We start from the raw sequence: 24562 nt of genomic DNA on the forward strand, positions 1-24562 counted from the left end.
TGTCAACTCGTGAGCATGATCAGGTGGGCGGCGATGCGGTCGAGCGCTGCCAGGTCAGCCTCCGGCAGGTCGTAGAGGGCGGCCGGGGGCTGGTTGAGTATGCGCTCGGCCTCCGCGGCGGTCTCGGCGCCCGCCTCCGTGACCGTGACGATCTTGGAGCGGCGGTCCGCCGGGTTGGCCGTGCGCTCCACCAGGCCGCGACTGGCCAGGTCCTCGACGACCAGCGAGGTGTAGGGCCGGTCGGTGAGCAGCGAGTCGGCCAGATCGCGCAGCGTCATGGGCTGCCTGGCGATCGCGCGCAGCGCCTTGATCCTGAAGAAGCTCATCCCGAGCGCCTCGGTGACCTCCCGCCTGCGGTCACCGCGCTCCTGCAGCAGGATCCGCAGGTTCTTCCAGGCCCTGGCCGCTGGGTCGGTCATCGGCTGCTCACCACCATCTCGCGCGTGGACACCTCGGCGCTGCTGCGCGTGGTAACCGTACCGAGCAAGAGCACGAGCGCGCCGCACACGGCCAGCACCCAGTACGCCGGGCGGCTGGCCTGCACGAAGGAGGCGCCGGGCGCGGACATGCCCGCGGTCAGCAGTGCCCCGATCAGCGCCACACCGAGCGCCTGGCCCACCTGGCGGCTGGTGGAGGCCACCGCCGAGGCCACGCCGGCCTGCGAGCGCGGCATGCCCGAGACGGCCGTGTTGGTGATGGGCGCGTTGATCGCCCCGAACCCCATGCCGAACAGCACGTAGGCGGCGAACAGCAGCCAGGTCCTGGTCTCCGCGTCGAACACGGCGAACAGCACGGCGCTGGCCATCATCGTCACGCCCGCGAACTGCAGCGGCAGGCGCGGCCCCCTGCTGCCTACCACCCTGCCGGACAGCGGCGCGAACACCCCTGTCATCGCCGCCATCGGCAGCATGTAGAGCCCGGCGTGCAGCGCCGACATGCCACGCACGTCCTGCAGGTAGAGGTTGTTCATGAACAGGAACCCGCCCAGCGCGGCGAAACCGGAGATCGCGATGACCGTGGCCCCGCTGAAGGGCGCGCTGCGGAAGAAGCGCGGATCGATGAGCGGCTCGGCGCGTCTGAGCTCGTACAGCGGCAGCGCCACCAGGGCGATCACGGCTGCGGCCGCGCAGCCCAGGATGACCGGCGAGGTCCAGCCCAGCCGGGGCGCCTCGATGATGCCGTAGGTCAGCGAGCCGAGCAGCACGATCATCAGCAGCTGCCCGACGGGGTCGGGCCTGCGCGCCTTGTCCGCCTTGGACTCCGGGACGAAGCACGCGGTCAGCGCCAGCGCGGCGATCCCGATCGGCAGGTTCAGCCAGAAGATCGAACGCCAGCCCGCGCTGTCCACCAGCAGCCCGCCGATCATCGGCCCCGCGGCCATGCTGATCCCGACCACGCCCGCCCACACGCCGATCGCCCTGGCGCGCTCGCGCGGCTCGGTGAAGACGTTCGTGATGATCGACATGGCGACCGGGTTGAGCATGGAGCCGCCGACGGCCTGCACGATGCGCGCGGCCACCAGCCAGCCCAGGCCCGGGGCCAGGCTGCACAGCAGCGAGCCGAGCGTGAAGACGGCCAGCCCGACCATGAACGTGCGCTTCCTGCCGACCCGGTCGGCGGTCGCTCCCGACAGCATGAGCAGCGAGGCCAGGACGACCAGGTAGGCGTCGATGGTCCACTGCAGGCCGGAGATGGAGGCGTTCAGCTCGCGCCGCATCGACGGGAGGGCGACGTTGAGGACGGTGTTGTCGAGGCTGACGATCAGCAGGCTCATGCAGCAGATGGCCAGCACGAACAGGCGCCGCCCCTTGGTGAGCTCGGACAAGCACACTCCAAGATCGTTACAGATCTACAATAGTTGTAGATGTCATACTATCCCCCCTCCGCACGGAACGTCCTCGAGGGGCCGCCGGTCCATGGCGAGCGCGACCCGCCACCAACAACAAGCAGGCCCCGCAGCGTGATCGCTACGGGGCTGAGAAATGCAAGGGGCGTCATGGAGAGGCGGGATCATGGACGATTCCGCCTCCACCTGGACTTACAGTCCCGGGCGGTCCTCCACGATCCATGGCCGACCGGGGCGATTGTCACTCAGTTCGTTACTCACTTCGTGTCTTGTCTCACTCGATATGGCTGAATCTCATTAGAGGCGGCGCATTCCTTGATCTGTTCAGTTGTGGAGGCGGGTGCGACGATGGCGGGATGGATGTGGCGTTACCGGCCCTTGGATTGATGGCAGTCCTGTTGACCGGGTTCGTCTTCCCGGCAAATGACCGCCACCCCGCCACCCCCGGGCTACGACTCCAGGCTCGATGAGACGAAACGTCCCGCGCGCCACCCTGGATGAGACAACCGTGTGCCCAGGCGTCTCACCAGAGTTGGCGTATAGCAGGCCAGAGCCATGCCTCTACGCCAACTCGATTGAGCCGGGACACTTCGGAGGCCATTCCCCTGGTCGGCGCCACGCCCAGCGAGTCCGGATCACCCTCTCATTAGGATCACGCACATGGAACCCCACGAGGGCTCGCGCGGCGTTCTCTACGTGATCGCGTGTGCCGCGCCCGCCGCCGCCGACCTCCACAGCTTGATCCCCTTGGCGCAGGCGTCGGGGTGGCAGGCGCACGTGGTGGCTACGCCGATGGGTGAGCGGTTCGTCAACGTCCCTGAGCTGGAGCGCCTGACCGGGAACCTGGTGCGAAGCACGTACCGGATGCCGCAGGATCCCAAGGGCCTGCCGCCCGCCGACGCGGTGATCGTCGCTCCGGCCACGTTCAACACGATCAACAAGTGGGCGTACGGCATCGCCGACACCTTCGCCATCGGACTGCTGTGCGAGGTGATGGGGTTCGGCGTGCCGATCCTGACGGTACCACTGCTCAAGGAAGCGCTCGCCCGGCACGTGGCTTTCCAGCGCAGCCTGGACACCCTTCAGGAGATGGGCGTCCGGGTCCTGTTCGATCCGGCGGCCCCGCCGCAATCCCGCATGCCATCCTGGGAACGAATCATGCAGGAGCTGGACGCCGTTGTCGGAGGGCAACAGACGCAGGGGTGATGGCATGGACGCCCGCAAGGAGATCGGTCAGCGGATCGCGCGGGCACGTCGTCGCCGTGGACTGTCCCAAGCCGTCCTGTCCGGTCTCGTCGGCCGTTCCGAGAGCTGGCTGAGTCAGGTGGAGCGTGGGCAACGCGCCGTCGACAACCACACCGTGATCAGCGCCCTCGCCGAGATCCTCGGGCTGTCCGTGGACGAACTCACCGTGAAGAAGACGAACGCGATGACGCGCTACCAGGCCACATCGGCAATCCGGCACGCGATGATGGGCTACGACGGCCTTGCCTCGCTCATCGACCCCCGGCACACGCAAGGGCTCCCTGAGAGCGTCGTGTGGCTGCGGCATGAGATCCGCCGAGTGAACCGGCTCTACCAGGCCACGCGCTACGACGAGGTCGGCAGGCGGTTGCCCCGCCTGATCGTGGCCACCGAACTGGGCAGCCGTCACGCTCCCGCCGCCCAACGCCGCGAGTATCAAACCCTTCGCTCGCTGACCTACCACGCCGCCACCACAACACTGCGCCGCGTGGGAGAGGCTGAGCTGGCCTGGGTAGCCGCTGATCGCTCGCTGGCCGCCGCGCAGGAGGCGGACAGATCCCTCCTAGCCGCCGTGAGCGCATACCGTCTCGGATACGTCCTGGTGCGACTCCGTGAGAGCGAACGAGCGCTGCACCTGGCCCTCCAGGCGGCAGACGCGCTCTTGAGCGCCACCAGGCGTCCCACGATGCGCGCCCTGCCGATCGTCGGCGCGCTCTACCTGGTGGCCGTCACCGCCGCCGCTGCCACGTACGACCAGGCCGCGGTGCGCACCTTCCTGTCCCGGGCCGGGCAAGTCGCCGACACGCTCGGAGAGGACCGCAACGACTTCTGGACAGCCTTCTGCACAACCAACGTGACCATTCACGAGATCTCGGCAGCCGTCGAGTTCGGCGACACCCGGCGCGCGATCAGCAAGGGCGAGACGCTCAACCTGGCCCAGATCTCCGACGGTCTGGTGGGACGCAGGGCACAAGTACATCTGGACCTCGCCCGCGCCTATGCCCTGCAACGCAAGGACGCCGCATCGGTCAACATGCTGCTCGAAGCCGAACGACTCTCCCCTGAACTCGTCCGTTACGGCGGGCGTCCACGAGAGCTCATGACTCAACTGCTCAAGCGGGAACACCGCGCCAGCACCCCACAGCTTCGGGGATTGGCTCACCGGGCGGGCATCGTCTGACCCGCACTTTTGTGCGGCTTCTTGACCTCCACATCAGTACGGGTCCCCACGATGATCCCCACCTACGGTTCCTCCTGCGTGGCGTGACCAGAGGCCACGCCCCCCACCAGGAGGGAACGCCATGTGGCACGAACAGAGACCCGCGCGGGATCAGTGCTCCTGTTGCCCCGAGCAAGTTCAACCGATCGGCCTCACCCCTGGACCCGCCGGGATCCCGCCCCTCTCCGCACCAGCGACCGCTGATCAACTACGCGCGGCCCTTGCGGCCAGAGGGGTATCCGCCGATGTCCACGAAGGGCGCGGGCTCGCCCTGGTGTCGGTGTGGGCCGGGCTCGTCGTGTGGACGGACGGCTTCTGGTACTGGTGGTGGACAGGGCGTCGCTCGCGGACGGGCCGCTGGCTGTACGCCAACCATTCCGCCACCGAGCCCGAACGAGCAGCAGGACGGATCGCTGCCCGCTACGCGCACCTCCGGGAGACGCACCCGCTTCCCCAGCCGATGACAGGAGCGCCGGTGTGAGCGGGACGCTCGCGGCACTGCAGGCCGTTTACGGCAGGCGCTGGGAGATCTTCTGCAGCTTGGGCCGGTGGTACGCGGTGCAGTCTTGCTGGCAGAGCTGCCGGGACCCGCTACATGGCTCGCGCCACATCCTGCTTGCCAACAGCCTGGATGACTTGGCCGCCCGCCTGAAGGGCAGTCACACATCTCCCTAGACGGGGTGTGGTGATGCGGAGTGTCCTCTCCGAGGGGATGGAGGGGATGCCCCCGTACCTCGCATCACCGCACCCTCAACGGGTACGGCAGCGCGGTCGATCGTCCGGCCCGCCGGGTGGCTGGAATGACCCGCCGATCCTGCGCTGCCGTACCCCCTGCTCGTGGGCCGGTGCCTCCCATGGCCCACTCCTCCCCTGGTCGTCACCTTCGAACACGACCGCCTCACCCCGCCCCACCTGGGCCGCGAGGTGGCCGACCAGATACCGGGCTGGGAGTACGCCGTGGTCCCCGACACGGGCTACTACGGTCACCTGGAAAGCCCGAGCGCGGCCCTCGCGCACCTGAGCTGGTGTCGTGGAGACTTGCTCCTCATGACCGAACCCGGCGAAGGTCCCCCGCATTGCCCGTCGTGCGACCAGCACCTGTCCTTCGGCGGCTTCTACATGATGCTCCGTGAAGACGACGGCACGCGGACCTGCCGCGGGCGCTGGACCTGCCCAGGCGACCACCACTGGTGGAGCTGGGCTGACAGGCCTGACGACCCGCTGGAACCCTTTCCCCGCGAGTACCTCTAGATCTTGCGCGGCGAACGGAGAACTCTCGCGTCCCTTCTGGCATCAAATGTCACGAGGGAAGGGTGAAGCGTCCGGTCACCGCGTACCGAGGGAACGGCGGGGTGACCGGACGCGAAATCCCTCAGACGCCCATCGACTGGGTGTCGTTGCTCTCGGCGCCGCCGGCCTCGGTGACGCCGTTCTTCAGGTGGTAACGGGCGATCGCCTCACGCAGCACCTCGCCGTCCAGCTCGCCCCGCTTGACCAGCGCGGTCAGTACGGCCAGCGTGATGGAGGCGGCGTCCACGTGGAAGTGGCGGCGCAACGCCGAGCGGGTGTCGGACAGGCCGAACCCGTCGGTGCCCAGCGAGGACCACTCACCTGGCACCCACTGCGCGATCTGGTCCTGCACGGCCTTCATGTAGTCGCTCACGCCCACGAACGGCCCCTGAGCGTCCTTGAGCGCCTCGGTGACGTACGGCACGCGCTGCTCGGCGTCGGGGTTGAGCAGGTTGTGCTCCTCGGCCGCCAGCGCGTCGCGGCGCAGCTCCGTCCAGGACGTCGCCGACCACACGTCGGCCGAGACGCCCCACTCCTCGGCCAGCAGCCGCTGCGCCTCCATGGCCCACGGGCCCGCCACGCCCGAGGCCAGGATGTTGGCCTTGGGGCCGTCCTGGCGGGGCGAGCCGGCGAACTTGTACAGGCCCTTCAGCAGGCCCTGCACATCCAGGTCGGCCGGCTCGGCCGGCTGCAGGTACGGCTCGTTGTAGACCGTGAGGTAGTAGAAGACGTCCTCGGGCTGCTCGCCGTACATCCTGCGCAGGCCGTCCTTGACGATGTGGGCCACCTCGAAGGCCCAGGACGGGTCGTAGGAGACGGCGGCCGGGTTCGTCGAGGCGATGAGCGGCGTGTGGCCGTCCTCGTGCTGCAGGCCCTCGCCGTTCAGCGTGGTACGGCCGGCCGTGGCGCCCAGCAGGAAGCCGCGGCCCATCTGGTCGCCCAGCTGCCACATCTGGTCGCCGGTGCGCTGCCAGCCGAACATCGAGTAGAAGATGTAGACCGGGATCATGTGCTCGCCGTGCGTGGCGTAGGCGGTGCCTGCGGCGATCGTGGAGGCCATCGAGCCCGACTCGCTGATGCCCTCGTGCAGGATCTGGCCCTGGACGGCCTCCTTGTAGGACAGCAGCAGCTCCCTGTCGACGGCCTCGTAGGTCTGGCCGTGCGGCGAGTAGATCTTCGCCGTCGGGAACATCGCGTCCAGGCCGAAGGTGCGGGCCTCGTCCGGGATGACCGGCACGAAGCGGTGGCCGATCTCCTTGTCGCGCATCAGGTCCTTCAGCAGGCGCACGAACGCCATGGTGGTGGCCACCTGCTGCTTGCCCGAGCCCTTGCCGAACTGGCTGTAGACCTCGTCGCCGGGCAGCTTGACCGGCTTGGCGCGTACCACCCGCTTGGGCAGCACGCCGCCCAGGGCCGCGCGCCGCTCCTTCATGTACTCGATCTCGGGGTCGTTCTCGCCCGGGTGGAAGTACGGCGGCAGGTCGGCCTCCAGGGCCGAGTCCGGGATCGGCAGGTACAGCCGGTCGCGGAACTCCTTCAGTTCGGCCTTGGTGAGCTTCTTCATCTGGTGCGTGGCGTTGCGGGCCTCGAAGTCCTTGCCCAGCGTCCAGCCCTTGATGGTCTGGGCCAGGATGACCGTCGGCTGGCCGACGTGCTCGCGGGCCGCCTTGAAGGCCGCGTACACCTTGCGGTAGTCGTGGCCGCCGCGCGACAGCTTGCGGATGTCGTCGTCGGTCAGGTGCTCGACCATCTTGCGCAGGCGCGGGTCTCCGCCGAAGAAGTGCTCGCGGATGTACTCGCCCGACTCGACGCTGTAGGTCTGGAACTGGCCGTCGGGCGTGGTGTTCATCCGGTTGACCAGCACGCCGTCGACGTCGGCCGCCAGCAGCGGGTCCCAGTCGCGGCCCCAGACGACCTTGATCACGTTCCAGCCGGCGCCGCGGAAGTACGACTCCAGCTCCTGGATGATCTTGCCGTTGCCGCGCACCGGGCCGTCCAGGCGCTGCAGGTTGCAGTTGATGACGAAGGTGAGGTTGTCGAGCTCCTCGCGGGCGGCCAGGCCGATCGCGCCCAGCGACTCGGGCTCGTCCATCTCGCCGTCGCCGAGGAACGCCCACACGTGGCTGCGCGAGGTGTCCTTGATCTGCCGGTTGAGCAGATAGCGGTTGAAGCGCGCCTGGTAGATCGCCCCGATCGGGCCCAGGCCCATGGAGACGGTCGGGAACTCCCAGAAGTCGGGCATGAGCCGCGGGTGCGGGTAGGAGGGGAGGCCGTGGAAGCCGTGCGACAGCTCCTGGCGGAAGGCGTCGAGCTGCGCCTCGTTGAGGCGGCCCTCCAGGAAGGCGCGGGCGTAGATGCCGGGCGCGGCGTGGCCCTGGAAGAAGACCTGGTCGCCCGACTCGCCGTGGTCCTTGCCGCGGAAGAAGTGGTTGAAGCCCACCTCGTAGAGCGAGGCGGCCGAGGCGTAGGTGGCGATGTGGCCACCCACGTTGGTACGGGCGTTGGCCCGGGAGACCATGATCGCCGCGTTCCAGCGGATGTAGGCGCGGATGCGGCGCTCGACGTGCTCGTCACCCGGGAACCACGGTTCGCGCTCCGGCGGGATGGTGTTGATGTAGTCGGTGCTGCGCAGGCCCGGCACGCCGACCTGGTGCTCGCGGGCGCGCTCCAGCATGCGGAGCATCAGGTAGCGGGCCCGGGTGCGGCCCTCCGTCTTGACGACATTGTCGAGCGACTCGAGCCACTCGTTGGTCTCGCTGGGGTCGACATCAGGCAGCTGGCTGGGTAGGCCGTCGCTGATGATCGAGAAACGCTGGCGTCCGGAAGCCACTGGGTCTCGCCTTCCGAGGTGGACTGATGTCTATGGTGTGGGTCGCCTTCCATCCTGGTCGCTGGTCGTAGAAAGTGCATCTCTACTCACCGGTAACCAAGGTGTCCCCACAGGTAGGGGTGGTACCGGTGGCCTAGACCACCGATGGTCGGACGAATCAAACGCCAAGAGTACATCGGTGCCGCAATTTAACAAGACGGGAAAACCTACGAAAATTCGCCCACATGCCTTGAAGGATCCCCCGAGGTTACGAGGGCGACACCCCCTGGGCGCGATGCGCCGCGTCAGTCTAGCCGCCGGGGTTCATGACCACCTGTCGCGAACGTCCCCTCGGCCCCAGTCGCCGCCACGGCGCGCGGACGGGTAACCGTACAGTGACGTTCAGTGATGGCGGGATGGCGTACCCGCGCAGCGTAACTTTTCGGTCAGCAAATCCCCTCCCGCGTGGGAGGGCTTTTCGAATGCGCTTCGCCGTACCAATCTGGAGGTATGAACGCGACGGTAGGCGACCGGCTCCTGATGCACGGGAATACCGTTGGGGAACGGGACCGGGGCGGCGAGATCATCGAGGTACAGGGTGTGGACGGCGGCCCGCCGTACATCGTGCGGTTCGACGACGGCCATACGGGGTTGGTATTTCCCGGCCCGGATTGTGTCGTGGTGCACCAGTAGAATCGTCGTGTGAGATCGCAGATCATCACCGTGACGACCGGGGCGCACGAGACAGTGCACGACATCACGGGGCAGTGCGCGGATTTCGTGCGCGCTCAGGGCGGCGACGGGCTGCTGCACGTCTTCGTCCCGCATGCCACGGCCGGGATCGCGGTGATCGAGCTCGGCGCGGGCAGCGACGACGACCTGCTCGCCGCCATGGAGGATCTGCTGCCCGCCGACGACCGGTGGCGCCACGCCCATGGCACGCGTGGTCACGGCCGGTCACACGTGATGCCCGCGCTGGTCCCGCCCTACGCCACGATTCCGGTGCTGGACGGGCGGATGGCGCTGGGCACCTGGCAGTCCGTGGCCCTCGTTGACCTGAACGTTGACAATCCGCAACGTCAGGTTCGCTTGTCGTTTTTGTCCGGTTGACTTCGGCTCGCCGAAGGCCGTACCCGTGGCGACCGTTGACGACTGAGGGTCACAGCGTGTGGACTGTCCCGAAGCGATACACCCATACCAGGAGGGATACAAGTGAGCGCGACCGCGGGTCAGGCGCAGGGCGAGCGCGGCCTGGCCGAACGACTCGGCCTCAAGCCGGGTCAGGTGGTGCAGGAGATCGGTTGGGACGAGGACAGCGACGATGAGCTTCGCGAGTCCATCGAGAGCCTGACCGGCAACGAACTTCTCGATGAGGACACCGACGACGTCGTCGACGTGGTGCTGCTGTGGTGGCGCGACGGTGACGGCGACCTCTTCGACGTTCTGAGTGATGCCATGCGAGGCCTCGCAGAGGGCGGCCAGATCTGGCTGCTGACTCCCAAGGCCGGCCGTGACGGCCACGTGGAGCCGAGCGACATCGGGGAGGATGCCGCTACCGCGGGTCTCTCGCAGACGAGCAGCATCTCCGCCGCACCCGATTGGTCGGGGACCAGACTCGTCGCACCAAAGGGCAAGCGTTAGCCTGAGGTCCGTGAACCTCGCTCCGGACTTCGAGCTGCAGGACCAGCACGGCACTCCCGTTCGACTCTCCGACTTCCGTGGCAGGAAGGTCGTGCTGGTCTTCTACCCGCTGGCCTTCAGCGGTGTGTGCCAGAGCGAGCTGTCGGCGCTGCGCGACTTCGACGCCGACGCCCAGATCCTCACAGTCTCGGTGGACTCCATCTTCACCCACCGTGCCTGGGCGGATCAGGAGGGTTACGCATTCCCGCTGCTCTCCGATTTCTGGCCACACGGACAGGTCGCGCGGGCGTACGGTGTGTTCGATGAGACGAAGGGGCTCGCTCGACGGGGGACCTTCATCATCGACGACGAGGGCGTGATCCGCTGGTCGGTGGTCAATCCGATCGGCGAAGCCCGTGACGTCGCCGACTACCTCAAGGCACTCGCCGACATCTCGTAAAACGGAGGGAACCAATGCCCTGCTACCGCTGCGGGGCCCGGCAGACGGACCCAGTCCGCGGCGCCAGCCCGTGGAAGCGCGGGGTGCGCCAGGAAACCCAGGTGCTGATCTGCCCGGACTGTCAGCTGCTGCACGACCTCGACCTCGACTCGTGCGCCACCTGCGGCTCCCAGGCGCTGATCTGCCGGCTGGGCGAGGTCGAATGCCGTTCGTGCGGATCTGTACGGCTGGCGCAGTCCTTCGGGCCCGTGGAGGTTGGTGCTCCACCCGGGTTGTCCGCCGAGGTGGAGGCGGCACTGAATCGCGTCTTGGGACGAGCTTGACGAGATTTTTCCGGACATTTGCTGACCTGCGCTATCGTCTCCTTTCGTGTCCGCAATGAGTTCGTTCGTCGTCGCGCTGGATGTGGGTGGCACGTCCATGAAGGGCGGCCTCGTCAGCGAGTCCGGCGCCGTCCTGCTGAGCGAGCGTCGCCCTACCCCCCGAGCCGAGGGCCCTGACGCGGTCGTGTCCGCGATCCGGACCTTCGTCGGGGACCTGGCCGAGGCCGGCGACGGCGTGCCGGTAGGCGTGGGGCTGGCCGTACCCGGCCTGGTCTCGCCGTCCTCCGCGGTGTACGCGGCGAACCTGGGCTGGCGTGACGTGCCCGCGGCGGACTTCACCACGCTGGACATCCCCGTCATGCTGGGCCACGACGTCCAGACCGGCGGGCTCGCCGAAAGCGTCCTGGGCGCCGGGCGCGGCGTCTCCGACTTCCTGTTCCTACCGATCGGCACCGGTATCGCCGGTGCCATGATCCTGCGCGGCGAGCCGTACGGCGGAGCCTCGGGGTGGGGCGGCGAGATCGGGCACATCCCGGTCTTCCCCGACGGCGAGCAGTGCGCCTGCGGGCAGTTCGGCTGCCTGGAGACCTACGCCTCTGCGGCCTCCGTCGGGCGCCGCTACAGCCTGCGGGCGGGGCTCGCGGAGCCGGTCAAGGCCGAGCAGGTGGTCTCCTCCGACGATCCCGTCGCCATCGAGGTCTGGGACGAGGCGGTCGAGGCACTGTCGCTCGCGCTGGCCACCTACACGCTGCTGCTGGACCCCTCGCAGATCGTCCTCGGCGGCGGCCTGGCCGAGGCGGGTCCCGCGCTCTTCGACCCGGTCCGCACCCGCCTGGTCAAGCGCCTGACCTTCCGCGACGCGCCCCCGCTGGTGCCCGCGGCGCTCGGCGTCGACGCCGGCATGCTCGGTGCCGCCCTCCTCGGCTGGCGCGCCGCCGGCCGCCCGGACCTCGGCCCCGGCTGGGTTTTGGATGTGCGGTCGGAGCCTTTGGTGTCGTAAGGTGTAGTGCCGCTCAGGACGATTAGCTCAGCGGTAGAGCACTCGCCTTACAAGCGAGGGGTCACTGGTTCGAACCCAGTATCGTCCACCAGGTCTTACACCTCCTTCCTGATCTTCTTATGCGGCGCTGAGTGACCAACTGAGCCACTGAAGAGGCTGTCCATGCGCTGCACGCCCTGCTGGATCTTCTGGCGGTAGACCGTCTCAGTGACGACGGTGTTCCGGTGCCCGACCAGCCGTGAGATGTCCTCGATCCGCATGCCGAAGTCGGACAGCAGCGAGACACCGGGCCGGGCCACCGCACGCCAGCTCCGCGGTACGCACCGAACGCTCCGGCCGGGGTTGCCACGCCGCCACACCGATGCTGCCGTACGGTCGCCATGGTGCGCCGACACTCGTCGAAGCACCTAAGTGCCATCGATCATCGGCATGACGGACCCCATCCATCGGTTGGAGGGCGAAGCAGAGGGGTCGTGTCTCTTCACGGCCTGTGCTTCACTCCAGTGCAGATAGCAGGAGCGCCTTGTGCTGGTGGACAAGTTCGCGGTCAGCTGTGGCCCAGGCGATAGCGGCTTGGGCGTGGCGGCGACGGGTGGCGGTGAGCTTGGGATCGCTGAGGTTTGCTGAGAGGCTCCTCGACCACAACAACCATGATGGGACATGCTGCTTCGGCGTACCGCCGCACAGATGCCGCCCGTACGATCGCCACGGCGTGGTTGGCCGCCGTAGATCGCGCCGTTCGGGCTCGGTGGCGGAGTGGCCGGCGTACAGCCAGCGGCCTGTCCACGCCAGTAGCGAACCTTTGACTCTGATCAAGGGTCGAACGTGACATGACTACTACGGGGCGAGAAAACAGCACATCCATCCGGCGGGTGCGGCGTACGGCGATCGTGGGGGCCCTCGCCGCGAGCGTCGCGCTGACAGGTGTCGTGACGGCGAATGCGGCCTCGGCCGCCGGCTCTCACCGGAGCGAGGCCCTGGGGCCGTTCGGCTACGGAGGCGTGCGGCTGGGGATGAGCGCCAAGCAGGCCAAGGCCACCGGCAAGATCGTCGCGAAGCAGGGCGCCAGCATGTGCTCGGGCTGGGACCTGAAAGCGCACCCGACAGGCCGCGACGCCGTCGGCATCTACATCTCCAAGAAGCTCGGCGTGGCGATGATCGACGCGCCCAAGGGCGTGAAGACCCCCGAGGGCATCGGGATCGGCTCCACCAGGAAGCAACTGCGCAAGGCGTATCCGAAGCTGGAGACGTCCGCCAGCGAGAGCAAGGACAACCTCTACACCAGCGTCCCCGGCAACCCCAAGGCCTACTACCGCTTCCTCCTCGACCACAACAAGATCTACTCCGTGAGCCTGGACCTCAAGAACCAGGACTGCACCAACTAATCCACCACCGCCGCCAGGTTTTCCGGGGAACCGCGTCATGACCTGTCGGCTCGCTCGTGTGAAGGGGTGAGGCGGCGCGTCAGGAGGGGTGCGTGCCGCCTCACCCCGTTACCCCGTATGGTGGGGCATACCTCCCCCAGCACAGCCGAGGGGAAGAATGTGTCTATGCGTCACGTCCTGACCACCGTCACGCTGACCGTGGCGGTCGTCGCCTGCTCAAGCCAGCACCCGCAGCAGCAGGCCATGCTGCCCAGCGCGACGAACTCCGGGGGCATCGCCTGGGGCCCGTGCACCGATGTCACCCGGCCGGGCGGCCAGACGCCGACCCGGCAGGAGAGCACGATGCAGTGCGGCAAGCTGGCTGTGCCGCTGGACTACGCCAAACCCGAGGCCGGCACGATCGAGATGGCCGTCATCAAGATCCCCGCCACTGGTCCTGGCAAGCGGCTCGGCTCGCTGGTGTTCAACTTCGGCGGGCCTGGCGCCTCGGGCGTCGACACGATGGCCCAGGCCGCCAAGGCGTTTCCCCGCCTCAACACCCAGTACGACCTGGTCAGCTTCGACCCGCGCGGGGTGCAGCGCAGCGCCGGTGTGCGCTGCGGCACCAGCGCCGAAATGGATCGCTGGGTCTCGATGGACACCATCCCCGTCAACGAGAAGACCAGGGCCGAGAGCACGGCCGCCAACAAGGAGTTCGCGCGGCTGTGCGCGCAGGACTCGGGCAAGCTGCTGCCGTACGTCGGCACGGTCAACGCCGCGCGCGACATGGACCGCCTGCGCGCCGCCCTCGGCGAGGAGAAGCTCAACTACTTCGGCATGTCGTACGGCACGCAGCTCGGCGCGGTGTACGCCACCCTGTTCCCGAAGCTGGTGGGCCAGACGGTGCTGGACGCGCCGCTGGACCCGACCGTGAACTTCGAACAGCGCAACCTGGCGCAGACGGCCGGCTTCCAGCAGGCCTACGAGAGCTTCCTGAAGTCGTGCGTCAAGGACGGCTGCCCCTTCGGCAAGACCGTCCAGGAGGCGGACGCCAACGTCAACAAGCTGATGAACGACCTGGTCACGCAGCCGATCAAGGTCGGCACCAGGGAGCTCACCCAGGGTCTGGCCTCCACCGGCCTGGCCGCCGCGCTGTACTCGCAGCTGAGCTGGCCGTTCCTGGAGCAGTCGCTGAACCAGGCGATGCACGGGCAGGGTGAAGGGCTGATGTACCTGGCCGACACCTACGCCGGCCGCAAGCAGGACGGCACCTACACCACGGAGATGACCAGCTTTCCCGCGATCACGTGCGTCGACTCGGCGGAGCGGCCGAGCGAGGCGGAACTGCGCAAGTCCGAGGCGGCCTCGCTGAAGATCTCGCCGCTGTTCGGCAGCGAGGGCGCAGGCGGGCTGTGCCGGTTGTGGCCGGTGCCGGGCAGCAACCAGGCCAGGCACGTCGACGCCACCGGCTCGGGGCCGATCGTGGTGGTGGGCGGCACGGGCGACCCGGCCACGCCGTACCAGTGGGCGCCCAAGCTGACCTCGCAGCTCAAGACCGCGACGCTGGTCACCTACAAGGGCGAGGGCCACGGCGCGTACCTGTCGGGCGACAAGTGCGTGCAGAACGTCGTCGACGCCTACCTGCTCAACGGCACGGTGCCGAAGCAGGGCACCACCTGCGGCACGAAGTGACCCCTGGACGCGCCGCCGCTCGGCGGTCGGCGGCGGGCCCAGGGGTGTGAGGTCGTCCCAGCCCCCGGTTGTGCGGCATCCGGCCGGGAAGTCGCCGGTGCCTGCCCGGGGGCGCACGACCGCTTATGACCTCGGGTGGAACACTCCGAAGAGGTTGCCCGAGGTGTCGTGCAGGTAGGCGAAGTCGGTGCCCGCGCCGTCGTCGACGACCTTGTGGACGACCTTGCCGCCGAGCGACTCGGCCTGCGCGCAGGCCACTTCGACGTCGGCCACCTGCACGTGGAAGACCGCGTGGCTGGGGAACTCGCCCTTGGTGTTGAAGATGCCGCCCGACGGGCGTTCCCCACCCGGATAGGTGATCATCCGGTAGTCCATGACGTCGGTGTCGCTCGGCGCGACCGACCAGCCGAACAGCCCGCCGTAGAAGCGCTGCGCGCCGTCGGGGTCGTCGGTCGCCACCTCGAACCACGTCACTGTGTTGTCCATCAGGCCCTCCTCGAACTTTCTCGAACAAGAGCACGATATGTGACGGATGCGACAACCCTATGTCGGTGTTTTCGATCGACTAATCGAGCGCCGTGCCGTGGACGATCATCTCGGGCAGGTCGCTGGCGAACCCCTCCAGCGGCCGGTCGGGGGCGCGCTCGGCGCTCACCACGGCGGCGGCGATGCGGTCGAGCCGGAAGACGCGCACGTCGTCACGCAGGCGGCACCAGGCCACCAGGTACCAGAAGCCGCCGCGCCCGCCCAGGAACACGCCGGGCTCGACCTCGCGCGAGGTGAGCGTGCCGTTCTTGTCCACGTAGTCGAGCTTGAGCACCCTCCTGCGCAGCAGCGCCTCCTCGATGGCGCGCGAGATGCCCTCCCCGCCCAGCGGCAGGATCTCCACGCCCGGGTCGGCGGGCGTCATGTGCATGACGCGCCGCGCCAGCTCCCTGGCCAGGTCGCCCTCGGGGCCCGGCATGGCGGCCACGACCTTGCGCAGCGCGCTGCGCGCCTGCCGTGCGAAGGGCTGCTCCCCTGCCTGGCTGAGCGCGACCGCGATGGCCACCGCCTCGGCCGGGGTGAAGTTCAGCGGGGGCAGGGACATCTTCTTGTCGATGGCGTATCCGCCCGTGCGGCCCGGCTCGGCGTAGATGGGCACCCCGGACTCCTGTAACGCGGTGATGTCGCGCTCGATCGTGCGCTTGCTCACCTCGAAGCGCTTGGCCAGCTCCCTGGCGGACCTGGCTCTGGGGGAGATCGCGCGCAGCTCCTCGACCAACGCGTAGAGCCGATCGGTACGGTTCACGCTTGCGACGTTACGCCGCGCCACCGACAATCGGCAGGCGCAGGCTGACGGCCAGGCCGCCCTTCGCGCGCGGCTCGGCGGTGACCGTTCCGCCGTGGGCGACGGCGATGGCGCGGACGATGGACAGCCCCAGCCCGGCGCCGCGCACCGACCTGACCCGTTCGCCCTGCTGCCGGTGGAACGGCTCGAACAGCTCCTCCACCTCGTACGGCGGGACGGCCGGCCCGGTGTTCTCCACGGTCAGCACGCCCTCGCGCAGCGTGATCCAGATGTCGCCGCCGCGCACGTTGTACTTGGCGGCGTTCTCCACCAGGTTGAACACGCACCGTTCGAGCAGCAGCGGATCCCCCTCCACCAGCGCGGGGCTCAGGTCCTCGTGCACGGTGACGGACGGCTTGCGCAGCGGCTGGTCGAGCACGGTCTTCACGACGTGGGTGAGCTCGACGGGCCTGCGCACGGTCAGCTCCTGCTCGGACTGGGCGAGCAGCAGCAGCCCCTCGATGAGGCGCTCGTAGCGGGCGTTGGTGCCCAGCAGCGACCTGGCAGTCACCTTGAGGTCCTCGGAGGCGTGCGGCTCCTCAAGCGCGACCTCCAGCACGGTCCTGTTGATGGCCAGCGGGGTGCGCAGTTCGTGGGAGGCGTTGCCGATGAAGCGGCGCTGGGCGTCGAAAGCGCGGTGCAGCCGGTCGAGCATGCCGTCGAAGGTGTCGGCCAGGCGTTTGACCTCGTCGTTGGGGCCCTTGAGCGCGATCCGCTCGTGCAGGTTGCTCTCCGACAGCCGCTCGGCCGTCTCGGTCACCCGGTCCAGGGGTTTCAGCGCCCTGTCGGCCACCAGGTAACCCAGCACCAGCGCCACGATCCCGACCAGCACCATGGTGACCAGCGAGTTGCGCAGCGTCTCGCTGAGCACGCTGGTCGCCCGCTGGCTCACGTCCGTCTGCTGGGAGATGACGTTGCCCAGCGCCGGCATGCCGGGGAGCTGCTGGACCTTCTTGATGTCGACGGTGAACTGCTGCTCGAGCGCGCGGGCGGTCAGCGCGTAGTTCAGCCACACCAGCACCGACCCGGCCACGAAGAACAGCACGCCGTACAGCAGCGTGAGCCGCATGCGCAGCCCGAGCCTGCTCACAGCCGGTACCCCTTGCCCGGCACGTTCTCGATCGGCTGCGGCTCGCCGAGCTTCCTGCGCAGCGAGGTGAGCGTCACCCGCAGCACGCCCGTGCCCTCGGCCGCGAACTCGTCCCAGACGTTCCTGCGCAGCTCGGCCGAGGTGACCAGGCCCCCCTGCGCGAGCAGCAGCTCGCGCAGCACGTCGAACTCCTTGCGGTTCAGCGTGATCTCCCGCCCGTCCCTGCTCACGGTACGGCGGGCCGGGTCGAGCCTGATGCCCGCCCGCTCGAGCACCCCCTGGGGCTTCCTGGAGGTACGGCGGCCCAGTGCCCGCACCCTGGCCACCAGCTCGGCGAACGCGAACGGCTTGACCAGGTAGTCGTCGGCGCCCAGGGCCAGCCCGTCGACCCGGTCGTGGACGAGCCCGGCGGCGGTCAGCATGAGGATCCGGTTGCGGTTGACCAGCTCGCCGCAGACCTCGTCGCCGTGCACCTCCGGCAGGTCGCGGTCGAGCACCACCACGTCGTAGTCGACGTAGGAGGCCCGCTCGAGCGCCTGCCTGCCGTCGTAGGCCACGTCCACCGCCATCGCGTGCAGCCGCAGGCCGCGCGCCACGGCGTCGGCCATCTCTTCCTCGTCCTCGACCACGAGCACCCTCATGCCGACGAGCGTGCCGCAGCGGGTGTTAGCCGCGGGTAAGCCGCCTTATCTGTGTTTAGCACCTGCTCCGCTTTCGTGGCCTCACACCGGAAGGAGAGATCAATGAGGTTGCGATCGACGCTGGCCGTACCCGTTCTGGCCTTCGCCCTGGCGGCGTGCGGCTCGCCGGCCGCGAACAGCGCCCAGCCCACCGCCTCGGCGAGCGGCGACGCGCGGGAGGCTGCGGGGCTCAAGTTCGCCCAGTGCATGCGCGAGCACGGCGTGGACATGCAGGACCCCAAGCCCGGCGAGGGAATCCGGATCATGGCCCGCAAGGGCGAGGAGCAGAAGGTCCAGAAGGCGCAGGAGGCGTGCAAGCAGTTCATGAAGGGCGCCGTCGGCGAGAAGGGCAAGGGCATCGACCCCAAGGAGCACGACAAGATGATCAAGTTCGCGCAGTGCATGCGCGAGCACGGCATCAACATGCCCGATCCGTCCTCCGACGGGCGCATCGAGATCAACATCCCGGCCGGCACGCCCGAGTCGAAGGTCAAGGAGGCCCAGCAGGCGTGCAAGGAGTTCGCGCCGGGCGGTCTGCTGTCATGAGGAAGGTGATCGCCGGCGCGGGACTGCTCGGGGTGGCGGCCGCCGCGCTGGTCGTCTGGAACCTGCGCGGCACCGCGGCGGCCCCCACCGCCGGCACCGCCGCGCGCACCGCGTCCGCCACCGCGACGGTGACCAGGCAGGACCTGGTCGACACCAAGACCGTCGACGGCTCGCTGACCTACTCGGGCTCGCGCCGCGTGACGACCGACGCCGCGGGAACCGTCACCTGGGTCCCCGACGAAGGGGCCGTGATCCGCCGCGGGCGCCCGCTGCTGCGCGTCGACCGCAAGCCCGTCACCCTCATGTACGGCAAGCTACCGCTCTACCGGGCCTTGGCGACGGGCGTGAGCGACGGTCCCGACGTCGAGCAACTGGAGCGGAACCTGGCGGCGCTCGGCTACTCGGTGACCGTCGACCAGCACTTCTCCTACGCCACCTATCTGGCCGTCAAGAGCTGGCAGGAGGACCACGACCTGCCGGAGACCGGGCGGGTGGACTCCGGCCAGGTGGTGTTCCTGCCCGGCGCGGTCCGGGTGACCAGCGCGCGGGCGGAGGCGGGCGAGCGGGCGCGTCCCGGGCAGGAGGTGCTCCTCGTCAGCGACACCGAGCGGATCGTCCACGTCGACCTGGACACCGGCGACCAGGAGCTGGCCAGGAAGGGCGCCAGGTGCACCGTCACGCTGCCCGGCGGCGAGCGGGTCGCCGGGCGGATCACCACGGTCGGCACGGTGGCCAAGGAGGTGCGCGGACAGGACCGCACCACGATGGACCTGGAGATCACGCTGCGCAAGATCCCGCGCACCCGGCTCGACCAGGCGCCGGTGGACGTCGAGCTGAGCGGGCCGCCGCGCAGGAACGTGCTGGCCGTACCGCTGGAGGCGCTGCTGGCGACGCGCACGGGCTTCGGCGTGGAGGTCGTCTCCGGCGGCTCGTCCGCGATCGTGCCCGTCCGGGTCGGGGTGTTCGGCGGCGGGATGGTCGAGGTGTCCGGCGGCGGGCTGGCGCCCGGGATGAAGGTGGGGGTGCCCGCGTCGTGAACATCGTCGAGCTCGCGGGCGTGTCCAAGGTCTACGCGGGGAACGTCCACGCGCTGCGCGGGGTGGACCTGACGATCGCGGCCGGGGAGCTGGTGGCCATCGTCGGGCCGTCGGGGTCGGGCAAGTCCACCATGCTCCAGCTGATCGGCACCCTCGACCGGCCCACGACGGGCACCGTGCGCATTGCCGGGTACGACGTCGCGGCGCTGTCGGATCGGGAGCTGTCGGCGCTGCGGTCGCGGCGGCTGGGGTTCGTCTTCCAGCAGTTCCACCTGGCTCCCGGGGTGCCGGCGCTGGACAACGTGGCCGACGGCCTGCTCTACAGCGGGCTGCCCCTGCGGGTCCGGCGGGCCAGGGCCGCGGTGGCGCTCGAGCGGGTGGGGCTCGGGCACCGGCTGCGGCACCGGCCGCACCAGCTGTCGGGCGGGGAGCAGCAGCGGGTGGCGGTCGCCAGGGCGGTCGTCGGGGACCCGCCGCTGCTGCTGGCCGACGAGCCCACCGGCAACCTGGACTCGGCCTCCGGCGCGGAGGTGCTGCGGATCCTGTCCGACCTGCACGAGGCGGGGACGACGGTCGTGGTGATCACCCACGACGCGGAGATCGCCGCCTGGTGCCCCCGCCAGATCCGCGTCCGCGACGGCCGCGCGCTTTCCGGTTCTTCCGATCTTTCCGATGGAGTCACGAGATGAGCGAGCTGCGACCGGCGCGGCTGGGGGCGGCCGACGTGCTGCGGGTGGGGGCGGTGGGGTTGCGGACCCGGCCGGCCAGGGTGTTCCTGTCGGCGCTCGGGATCGCGATCGGCATCGCCACGATGATCGCCGTGGTCGGCATCTCCTCCTCCTCCCGCGAGCAGTTGCTGCGTCAACTCGACCGCCTCGGCACGAATCTGCTCACCGTCTCGCCCGGCAGGACGCTGTTCGGCGAGGAGGCGGAGCTGCCCGCCACGTCGGTCGCCATGGTCGGGCGCATCGACGGGGTCCGCACCGCGTCCGCCACGGGCAAGGTCGAGGCCACGATCCGCCGTACGAGCCTCATCCCCGAGGCGGTCACGGGCGGCATCGCCGTACAGGCCGCGACGCCCGAGCTGCTGGCGACGCTGGAGGGCGCCGTCGTCAAGGGCGCCTGGCTGAACGCGGCCACGGCCCGCGAGCCTGCCGTGGTGCTGGGCGCCGAGGCGGCCTCGAGGCTGGGGCTGAGCCGGACGGGGTTGCGGGTGTGGCTGGGCGACCGGTGGTTCACGGTGGTCGGCATCCTGGGGCCGATGCCGCTCGCGCCGGAGATCGAGCGGTCCGCCCTGGTCGGCTTCGCGGCCGCGCAACGCTATCTGGCCTTCGACGGGCACCCGACGACGATCTACGAACGGTCCGCCGACGAGGCGGTGGAGACGGTCCGCGGGCTGCTGCCGCGCACGGTCAGCCCGGAACACCCGGAGGAGGTCGACGTCAGCCGCCCGTCCGACGCGCTTGCCGCCAAGGCCGCCGCCGCGGGCGCCTTCACCAGCCTCCTGCTCGGGCTCGGCGCGGTGGCGCTGCTGGTGGGCGGGGTGGGCGTGGCCAACACCATGGTCATCTCGGTCCTGGAACGCCGCAAGGAGATCGGCCTGCGCCGCTCCCTCGGCGCCACCCGCGGTCAGATCCGCACGCAGTTCCTGACCGAGTCGCTGCTGCTGTCCACGCTGGGCGGTGCGGCGGGCGCCCTCCTCGGCGCCCTCGCGACCACCCTCTACGCCCTGGCCCACGACTGGCCGACCGCCATCCCCCCGTGGTCCATCGCCGCCGCCCTGGCGGCGACCTTCACCACGGGCACGCTCGCCGGCCTCTATCCTGCCGTCCGTGCCTCGCACCTCTCCCCGACGGCCGCGCTCACCACTACCTGAGCAGGGCTTCGAGGGCGCGGGTGTTGATGATCCGGGAGGCGGGGATGCCGCAGCGGGCGGCGCGTTCGCAGCCGTGGCGCTGCCAGTCCAGCTGGCCCGGCGCGTGGGCGTCCGAGTCGAGGGCGAAGTCGCAGCCCATCTCGAAGGCCTGGCGCAGCAGCCGCTTGGGCGGGTCGAGCCGGTCAGGGCGGGAGTTGATCTCGACGGCGACCCCGAACCTGCGGCAGGCCTCGAAGACCAGCTCCGCGTCGAACTCCGACTCCGGGCGCAGGCCGCCGCGCTTGGTGCCTCCCTTGACGATGCGGCCCGTGCAGTGCCCGAGGATCGTGACGACGGGGTTGGCGATGGCCGTGACCATGCGCCGGGTCATCTCGTAGCGGTTCATCCGGAGCTTGGAGTGCGCGCTCGCGACCACGATGTCGAGCCGTTCCAGCAGCTCGGGCTCCTGGTCGAGGCTGCCGTCCGGGTTGATGTCGACCTCGATGCCCGTCAGGATCCTGAAGGGGGCAAGCCGTTCGTTGAGCTCGGCCACGACGTCGAGCTGGCGGCGCAGGCGGGCGGCCGACAGGCCGTTGGCGACCGTGAGGCGGGGCGAGTGGTCGGTGAGCGCCAGGTAGGAGTGGCCGAGCTGCTTGGCCGCCGCGGCCATCTCCTCGATCGGCGACCCGCCGTCGGACCAGTCGGAGTGGCTGTGCAGGTCGCCCCGCAGCGCCGACCTGATCGCGCTGGTCTCCTCGTCGAGGTCCGTGCCCGCGGTGTCGCGCAGCCTGCGCAGGTACGTGGGCACCTGCCCGTCGAGCGCCTCGGTGATCGCCAGGGCGGTGACCTTGCCGATGCCCGGCACGCCCGCCAGCCCGCCCGAGCCGACCAGCAGCTCCAGGTCCTCGCGCGGCAGCTGTTCCACGGCGTCGGCGGCCCTGCGGAAGGCGCGCACGCGGTAGGTGGGCTCGGCGGCCCGCTCGAGCAGGAACGCGATCTCGCGGAGCGCCTCGGCAGGATCCATATCCCGATTAAACGGCACCATTTTGAACACTTGCCCGTTAAGCGGAGATAAAGCGACCCGTTGTAGACCGGCAACGGCCACCGCTAGGCTGTTCGGCCGACCGACTGGAGCTCGATGGAAACACCTCCCCCTCCCCCTCCCCCACCCGTCAAGGCCATCAAGGCATCCAAGGTGATCGCGCTGTCGGCGATCGGCGTGGTGTCCCTGGTCCTGGTCGGCTACTGCGCGGCCCAGCAGAGCGAGGAGGTCACCGCCGACTGCGTGGACATGAGCAACCAGCAGACGGACGGGTCCTACGAGGTCGTGGACGACCAGTTCTGCGACGACGACAACGGCCGCAGCGGCTTCTACGGCGGTTCGCACGGCGCCTACCACTGGTACTACGGCGGCACCAGGATCGGCACCCGCGTGCTGCGGGGCTCGACCTACCGCCCCTCCGACGTCACCATCTCCAGCCGCACCGGCCGCAGCATCCAGCGCGGCGGTTTCGGCAGCCACTGGGGCGGCGGCGGCTGATGCGCCGCGAGCACGGGACGCCCAGGGACGGCTGGGAGAAGACGATCGAGAGCCAGGGCCTGGCCTATCACCGGGCCGCCCACCCGGAGGGGCTGACCCGCCCCTACTGGGACGAGTCCGTCCACTACGTCTTCTCCCTGGAGGAGATCGAATCCCTGGAGGAGCAGGTCGAGGAGCTGCACGGCATGTGCCTGCAGGCGGTCGACCACGTGGTCACGACGGGCCGCTTCGACGACTTCGCCATCCCCGAGTGGGCGCACGAGGAGGTGGCCAGGTCCTGGCAGCGCCGCGACCCCTACGTCTACGCCCGCTTCGACCTGCGCTACGACGGCACGGGCCCGGCCAAGCTGCTGGAGTACAACGCCGACACGCCGACGGCGCTGGTGGAGTCGTCGGTCGTGCAGTGGTTCTGGCTCAAGGACACGCACCCCGACTCCGACCAGTGGAACTCGGTGCACGAGCGCCTCGTCGACCGCTGGAAGGAGGTACGGCTGCCGCCCGGCCCCACCCATTTCGCCTGGACCAGCCTGGACGAGACGGGCGAGGAGGCCATGACGCTGGCCTACCTGCAGGAGACGGCCGAACTGGCGGGGCTGAACACGATCGCGCTGGCCATGGAGGACATCGGCTGGGACGAGCTCAACCGGCGCTTCGTTGACGTCGAGGAACGCATGATCCGCTCGGTGTTCAAGCTCTACCCGTGGGAGTGGATGCTCGCCGAGCCGTTCGGGCGGCACGCCGTACGGCACTCGACGTGGATCGAGCCGCTGTGGAAGACGCTGCTGTCGAACAAGGCGCTGCTCGCCGTCCTGTGGGAGCTGTTCCCCGGCCATGAGAACCTGCTGCCCGCCTACCTCGACGGCCCACGCGACATGTCCGCATATATCGCGAAACCGCTGCTGGGCAGGGAGGGCGCGTCCATGCGGATCGTCGCGCCGGGCATGGATCTTGCGACCCCCGGCGAGTACGGTCGGGAAGGCTACATGTACCAGGCGTTCGAGGCGCTGCCCGAGTTCGAGGGGCAGCGGCCCGTGCTGGGTGCCTGGGTCGTGGCCGACGAACCCGCCGGCCTGGGCATCCGCGAGACCACCGGACTGATCACCGATGACACCTCCTCCTTCGTCCCCCACCGAATAGAGCCATGACATGACCCTCGTCGAGACCCTTGCCCGCGGCGCGGGCGCCATCGCCGCCTACGCCGCCGTCGGCGTCGTCCTGCTCATCGTCGGCTTCTACGTGATCGACCTCGTCATCCCCGGCAAGCTGAGCACGATCATCAAGACCGAGCGCAACGCCAACGCCACCCTGCTGGCCACCTCCACGCTGATCGCGGTGGGCCTGATCGTGGCCGCCTCCATCTGGTCCTCCGGCGGCAAGCTCACCGAGGGCCTGGCGGGCACCGTGGTGTTCGGCCTGGTGGGCATCATCGTGCAGGCCGTGGCGATGCTGGTGTTCGACTCCGTGGTCGGGGTCAAGGTGCGCGAACTGGTCAAGGAGCAGGAACTGCAGCCCGGCGCGCGGCTCCTGGCCGCCACCCACATCGCGATCGGCCTCATCACCGCGATCGCCGTCATCTAACGAAATCTGACGACATATGTCGATATGGCACAGCTATG

General features: G+C 69.2%; 27 protein-coding genes and 1 tRNA gene. 19 read left to right on the forward strand and 9 right to left on the reverse strand.

Annotated elements, in window-relative coordinates; all coding sequences use genetic code 11:
* Positions 1 to 2: 2 nt before the first annotated feature.
* Together KIK09_RS18230 and KIK09_RS18235 are read right to left on the reverse strand one after the other, a co-directional pair.
* Positions 3 to 419: a MarR family winged helix-turn-helix transcriptional regulator gene (locus KIK09_RS18230; protein WP_214320393.1), complete on the reverse strand. Its 417-nt coding sequence runs from the start codon at positions 417 to 419 to the stop codon at positions 3 to 5.
* Positions 416 to 1825, reverse strand: a complete 1410-nt coding sequence (locus tag KIK09_RS18235) for an MFS transporter (protein ID WP_214320394.1) — start codon at positions 1823 to 1825, stop codon at positions 416 to 418. Before KIK09_RS18235 ends, KIK09_RS18230 begins: the two co-directional genes overlap by 4 nt.
* A gap of 681 nt (positions 1826 to 2506) precedes the next feature.
* Here KIK09_RS18235 and KIK09_RS18240 point away from each other — a divergent pair.
* The 3 genes from KIK09_RS18240 (at position 2507) to KIK09_RS18250 (ending at position 5561) form a co-directional block, all read left to right on the forward strand.
* A complete protein-coding gene (locus KIK09_RS18240) occupies positions 2507 to 3052 on the forward strand; it encodes a flavoprotein (protein WP_214320395.1) in 546 nt (181 codons plus the stop codon).
* Positions 3053 to 3056: 4 nt separating this feature from the next.
* Positions 3057 to 4271 carry a helix-turn-helix domain-containing protein gene (locus KIK09_RS18245; RefSeq protein ID WP_214320396.1) on the forward strand — a complete coding sequence of 405 codons (1215 nt, stop codon included), beginning with the start codon at positions 3057 to 3059 and terminating at the stop codon, positions 4269 to 4271.
* Between the two features lie 876 nt (positions 4272 to 5147).
* Positions 5148 to 5561 carry an alpha/beta hydrolase gene (locus KIK09_RS18250; protein WP_214320397.1) on the forward strand — a complete coding sequence of 138 codons (414 nt, stop codon included), beginning with the start codon at positions 5148 to 5150 and terminating at the stop codon, positions 5559 to 5561.
* Positions 5562 to 5682: 121 nt separating this feature from the next.
* Here the strand turns inward: KIK09_RS18250 and aceE are convergent, their stop codons facing one another.
* Complete coding sequence (gene aceE, locus KIK09_RS18255) at positions 5683 to 8430, reverse strand: pyruvate dehydrogenase (acetyl-transferring), homodimeric type (protein ID WP_214320398.1); 2748 nt, start codon at positions 8428 to 8430, stop codon at positions 5683 to 5685.
* Positions 8431 to 8919: 489 nt separating this feature from the next.
* Here aceE and KIK09_RS18260 point away from each other — a divergent pair, with 489 nt between their 5' ends.
* The 7 genes from KIK09_RS18260 (at position 8920) to KIK09_RS18290 (ending at position 11903) form a co-directional block, all read left to right on the forward strand.
* Positions 8920 to 9102 (forward strand): DUF1918 domain-containing protein, encoded by a 183-nt coding sequence (locus KIK09_RS18260; RefSeq protein ID WP_214320399.1) that lies wholly within the window; start codon positions 8920 to 8922, stop codon positions 9100 to 9102.
* A 9-nt stretch (positions 9103 to 9111) separates the two neighbouring features.
* Complete coding sequence (locus tag KIK09_RS18265) at positions 9112 to 9519, forward strand: secondary thiamine-phosphate synthase enzyme YjbQ (RefSeq protein ID WP_214320400.1); 408 nt, start codon at positions 9112 to 9114, stop codon at positions 9517 to 9519.
* A gap of 102 nt (positions 9520 to 9621) precedes the next feature.
* Positions 9622 to 10050 (forward strand): DUF3052 domain-containing protein, encoded by a 429-nt coding sequence (locus tag KIK09_RS18270; RefSeq protein ID WP_214320401.1) that lies wholly within the window; start codon positions 9622 to 9624, stop codon positions 10048 to 10050.
* 10 nt (positions 10051 to 10060) lie between these two features.
* Positions 10061 to 10489, forward strand: coding sequence for a peroxiredoxin (locus KIK09_RS18275; protein ID WP_308164169.1), 429 nt, complete (start codon positions 10061 to 10063; stop codon positions 10487 to 10489).
* 83 nt (positions 10490 to 10572) lie between these two features.
* The gene (locus tag KIK09_RS18280) at positions 10573 to 10812 is read left to right on the forward strand and encodes a hypothetical protein (RefSeq protein WP_250573235.1); all 240 of its coding nucleotides are present in this window, start codon (positions 10573 to 10575) and stop codon (positions 10810 to 10812) included.
* Positions 10813 to 10867: 55 nt separating this feature from the next.
* Entirely contained in the window at positions 10868 to 11812 is a 945-nt protein-coding gene (locus KIK09_RS18285; protein WP_214320404.1) for an ROK family protein, read from the forward strand.
* 16 nt (positions 11813 to 11828) lie between these two features.
* A tRNA-Val gene (locus KIK09_RS18290) sits at positions 11829 to 11903 on the forward strand.
* Between the two features lie 4 nt (positions 11904 to 11907).
* Here KIK09_RS18290 and KIK09_RS18295 read toward each other — a convergent pair.
* Positions 11908 to 12111: a hypothetical protein gene (locus tag KIK09_RS18295; RefSeq protein ID WP_214320405.1), complete on the reverse strand. Its 204-nt coding sequence runs from the start codon at positions 12109 to 12111 to the stop codon at positions 11908 to 11910.
* A 630-nt stretch (positions 12112 to 12741) separates the two neighbouring features.
* Here KIK09_RS18295 and KIK09_RS18300 point away from each other — a divergent pair.
* Positions 12742 to 13197 (forward strand): hypothetical protein, encoded by a 456-nt coding sequence (locus tag KIK09_RS18300; protein WP_308164170.1) that lies wholly within the window; start codon positions 12742 to 12744, stop codon positions 13195 to 13197.
* Positions 13198 to 13362: 165 nt separating this feature from the next.
* Entirely contained in the window at positions 13363 to 14868 is a 1506-nt protein-coding gene (locus tag KIK09_RS18305; RefSeq protein WP_214320406.1) for an alpha/beta hydrolase, read from the forward strand.
* A 123-nt stretch (positions 14869 to 14991) separates the two neighbouring features.
* Here the strand turns inward: KIK09_RS18305 and KIK09_RS18310 are convergent, their stop codons facing one another.
* The 4 genes from KIK09_RS18310 to KIK09_RS18325 form a co-directional block, all read right to left on the reverse strand.
* Positions 14992 to 15354, reverse strand: a complete 363-nt coding sequence (locus tag KIK09_RS18310; protein WP_214320407.1) for a VOC family protein — start codon at positions 15352 to 15354, stop codon at positions 14992 to 14994.
* Between the two features lie 79 nt (positions 15355 to 15433).
* Positions 15434 to 16159: a helix-turn-helix transcriptional regulator gene (locus KIK09_RS18315; protein WP_214320408.1), complete on the reverse strand. Its 726-nt coding sequence runs from the start codon at positions 16157 to 16159 to the stop codon at positions 15434 to 15436.
* Between the two features lie 10 nt (positions 16160 to 16169).
* The gene (locus KIK09_RS18320; RefSeq protein ID WP_214320409.1) at positions 16170 to 17288 is read right to left on the reverse strand and encodes a sensor histidine kinase; all 1119 of its coding nucleotides are present in this window, start codon (positions 17286 to 17288) and stop codon (positions 16170 to 16172) included.
* Complete coding sequence (locus tag KIK09_RS18325) at positions 17285 to 17929, reverse strand: response regulator transcription factor (RefSeq protein ID WP_214320410.1); 645 nt, start codon at positions 17927 to 17929, stop codon at positions 17285 to 17287. The genes KIK09_RS18320 and KIK09_RS18325 overlap by 4 nt, the downstream gene beginning before the upstream one ends.
* Before the next feature lie 102 nt (positions 17930 to 18031).
* Between KIK09_RS18325 and KIK09_RS18330 the strand changes: the two genes are divergently transcribed.
* From KIK09_RS18330 to KIK09_RS18345, 4 genes are read left to right on the forward strand one after another with little or no spacing between them, the layout of a single operon-like run.
* Positions 18032 to 18514, forward strand: coding sequence for a hypothetical protein (locus KIK09_RS18330; protein WP_214320411.1), 483 nt, complete (start codon positions 18032 to 18034; stop codon positions 18512 to 18514).
* A complete protein-coding gene (locus KIK09_RS18335; RefSeq protein ID WP_214320412.1) occupies positions 18511 to 19551 on the forward strand; it encodes an efflux RND transporter periplasmic adaptor subunit in 1041 nt (346 codons plus the stop codon). The genes KIK09_RS18330 and KIK09_RS18335 overlap by 4 nt, the downstream gene beginning before the upstream one ends.
* Positions 19548 to 20240 (forward strand): ABC transporter ATP-binding protein, encoded by a 693-nt coding sequence (locus KIK09_RS18340; protein WP_214320413.1) that lies wholly within the window; start codon positions 19548 to 19550, stop codon positions 20238 to 20240. Before KIK09_RS18335 ends, KIK09_RS18340 begins: the two co-directional genes overlap by 4 nt.
* A complete protein-coding gene (locus KIK09_RS18345; RefSeq protein ID WP_214320414.1) occupies positions 20237 to 21427 on the forward strand; it encodes an ABC transporter permease in 1191 nt (396 codons plus the stop codon). The genes KIK09_RS18340 and KIK09_RS18345 overlap by 4 nt, the downstream gene beginning before the upstream one ends.
* Here KIK09_RS18345 and KIK09_RS18350 read toward each other — a convergent pair.
* The gene (locus KIK09_RS18350) at positions 21420 to 22430 is read right to left on the reverse strand and encodes a PHP domain-containing protein (RefSeq protein WP_214320415.1); all 1011 of its coding nucleotides are present in this window, start codon (positions 22428 to 22430) and stop codon (positions 21420 to 21422) included. The two genes, KIK09_RS18345 and KIK09_RS18350, sit on opposite strands and share 8 nt — an antisense overlap.
* 114 nt (positions 22431 to 22544) lie before the next feature.
* Here KIK09_RS18350 and KIK09_RS18355 point away from each other — a divergent pair, with 114 nt between their 5' ends.
* Genes KIK09_RS18355 through KIK09_RS18365 form a run of 3 tightly spaced genes read left to right on the forward strand, consistent with a single transcriptional unit; the run spans position 22545 to position 24524 of the window.
* Positions 22545 to 22946 carry a hypothetical protein gene (locus KIK09_RS18355; protein ID WP_250573236.1) on the forward strand — a complete coding sequence of 134 codons (402 nt, stop codon included), beginning with the start codon at positions 22545 to 22547 and terminating at the stop codon, positions 22944 to 22946.
* Positions 22946 to 24091, forward strand: coding sequence for a glutathionylspermidine synthase family protein (locus KIK09_RS18360; protein WP_214320416.1), 1146 nt, complete (start codon positions 22946 to 22948; stop codon positions 24089 to 24091). The genes KIK09_RS18355 and KIK09_RS18360 overlap by 1 nt, the downstream gene beginning before the upstream one ends.
* A 1-nt stretch (position 24092) precedes the next feature.
* The gene (locus KIK09_RS18365; RefSeq protein ID WP_214320417.1) at positions 24093 to 24524 is read left to right on the forward strand and encodes a DUF350 domain-containing protein; all 432 of its coding nucleotides are present in this window, start codon (positions 24093 to 24095) and stop codon (positions 24522 to 24524) included.
* Positions 24525 to 24562 lie beyond the last annotated feature (38 nt).

This window comes from Nonomuraea sediminis (assembly GCF_018531495.1).
In the GTDB taxonomy this organism is placed as follows: domain Bacteria; phylum Actinomycetota; class Actinomycetes; order Streptosporangiales; family Streptosporangiaceae; genus Nonomuraea; species Nonomuraea sediminis.

Excerpts from the sequence above, each read along its gene's own strand:
- KIK09_RS18230 (WP_214320393.1), bottom strand. The coding sequence starts at position 419 with ATGACCGACCCAGCGGCCAGGGCCTGGAAGAACCTGCGGATCCTGCTG.
- KIK09_RS18240 (WP_214320395.1), top strand. The coding sequence starts at position 2,507 with ATGGAACCCCACGAGGGCTCGCGCGGCGTTCTCTACGTGATCGCGTGT.
- KIK09_RS18245 (WP_214320396.1), top strand. The coding sequence starts at position 3,057 with ATGGACGCCCGCAAGGAGATCGGTCAGCGGATCGCGCGGGCACGTCGT.
- KIK09_RS18260 (WP_214320399.1), top strand. The coding sequence starts at position 8,920 with ATGAACGCGACGGTAGGCGACCGGCTCCTGATGCACGGGAATACCGTT.
- KIK09_RS18285 (WP_214320404.1), top strand. The coding sequence starts at position 10,868 with ATGAGTTCGTTCGTCGTCGCGCTGGATGTGGGTGGCACGTCCATGAAG.
- KIK09_RS18305 (WP_214320406.1), top strand. The coding sequence starts at position 13,363 with ATGCGTCACGTCCTGACCACCGTCACGCTGACCGTGGCGGTCGTCGCC.
- KIK09_RS18310 (WP_214320407.1), bottom strand. The coding sequence starts at position 15,354 with ATGGACAACACAGTGACGTGGTTCGAGGTGGCGACCGACGACCCCGAC.
- KIK09_RS18325 (WP_214320410.1), bottom strand. The coding sequence starts at position 17,929 with ATGAGGGTGCTCGTGGTCGAGGACGAGGAAGAGATGGCCGACGCCGTG.
- KIK09_RS18330 (WP_214320411.1), top strand. The coding sequence starts at position 18,032 with ATGAGGTTGCGATCGACGCTGGCCGTACCCGTTCTGGCCTTCGCCCTG.
- KIK09_RS18335 (WP_214320412.1), top strand. The coding sequence starts at position 18,511 with ATGAGGAAGGTGATCGCCGGCGCGGGACTGCTCGGGGTGGCGGCCGCC.
- KIK09_RS18345 (WP_214320414.1), top strand. The coding sequence starts at position 20,237 with ATGAGCGAGCTGCGACCGGCGCGGCTGGGGGCGGCCGACGTGCTGCGG.
- KIK09_RS18350 (WP_214320415.1), bottom strand. The coding sequence starts at position 22,430 with ATGGATCCTGCCGAGGCGCTCCGCGAGATCGCGTTCCTGCTCGAGCGG.
- KIK09_RS18355 (WP_250573236.1), top strand. The coding sequence starts at position 22,545 with ATGGAAACACCTCCCCCTCCCCCTCCCCCACCCGTCAAGGCCATCAAG.
- KIK09_RS18360 (WP_214320416.1), top strand. The coding sequence starts at position 22,946 with ATGCGCCGCGAGCACGGGACGCCCAGGGACGGCTGGGAGAAGACGATC.
- KIK09_RS18365 (WP_214320417.1), top strand. The coding sequence starts at position 24,093 with ATGACCCTCGTCGAGACCCTTGCCCGCGGCGCGGGCGCCATCGCCGCC.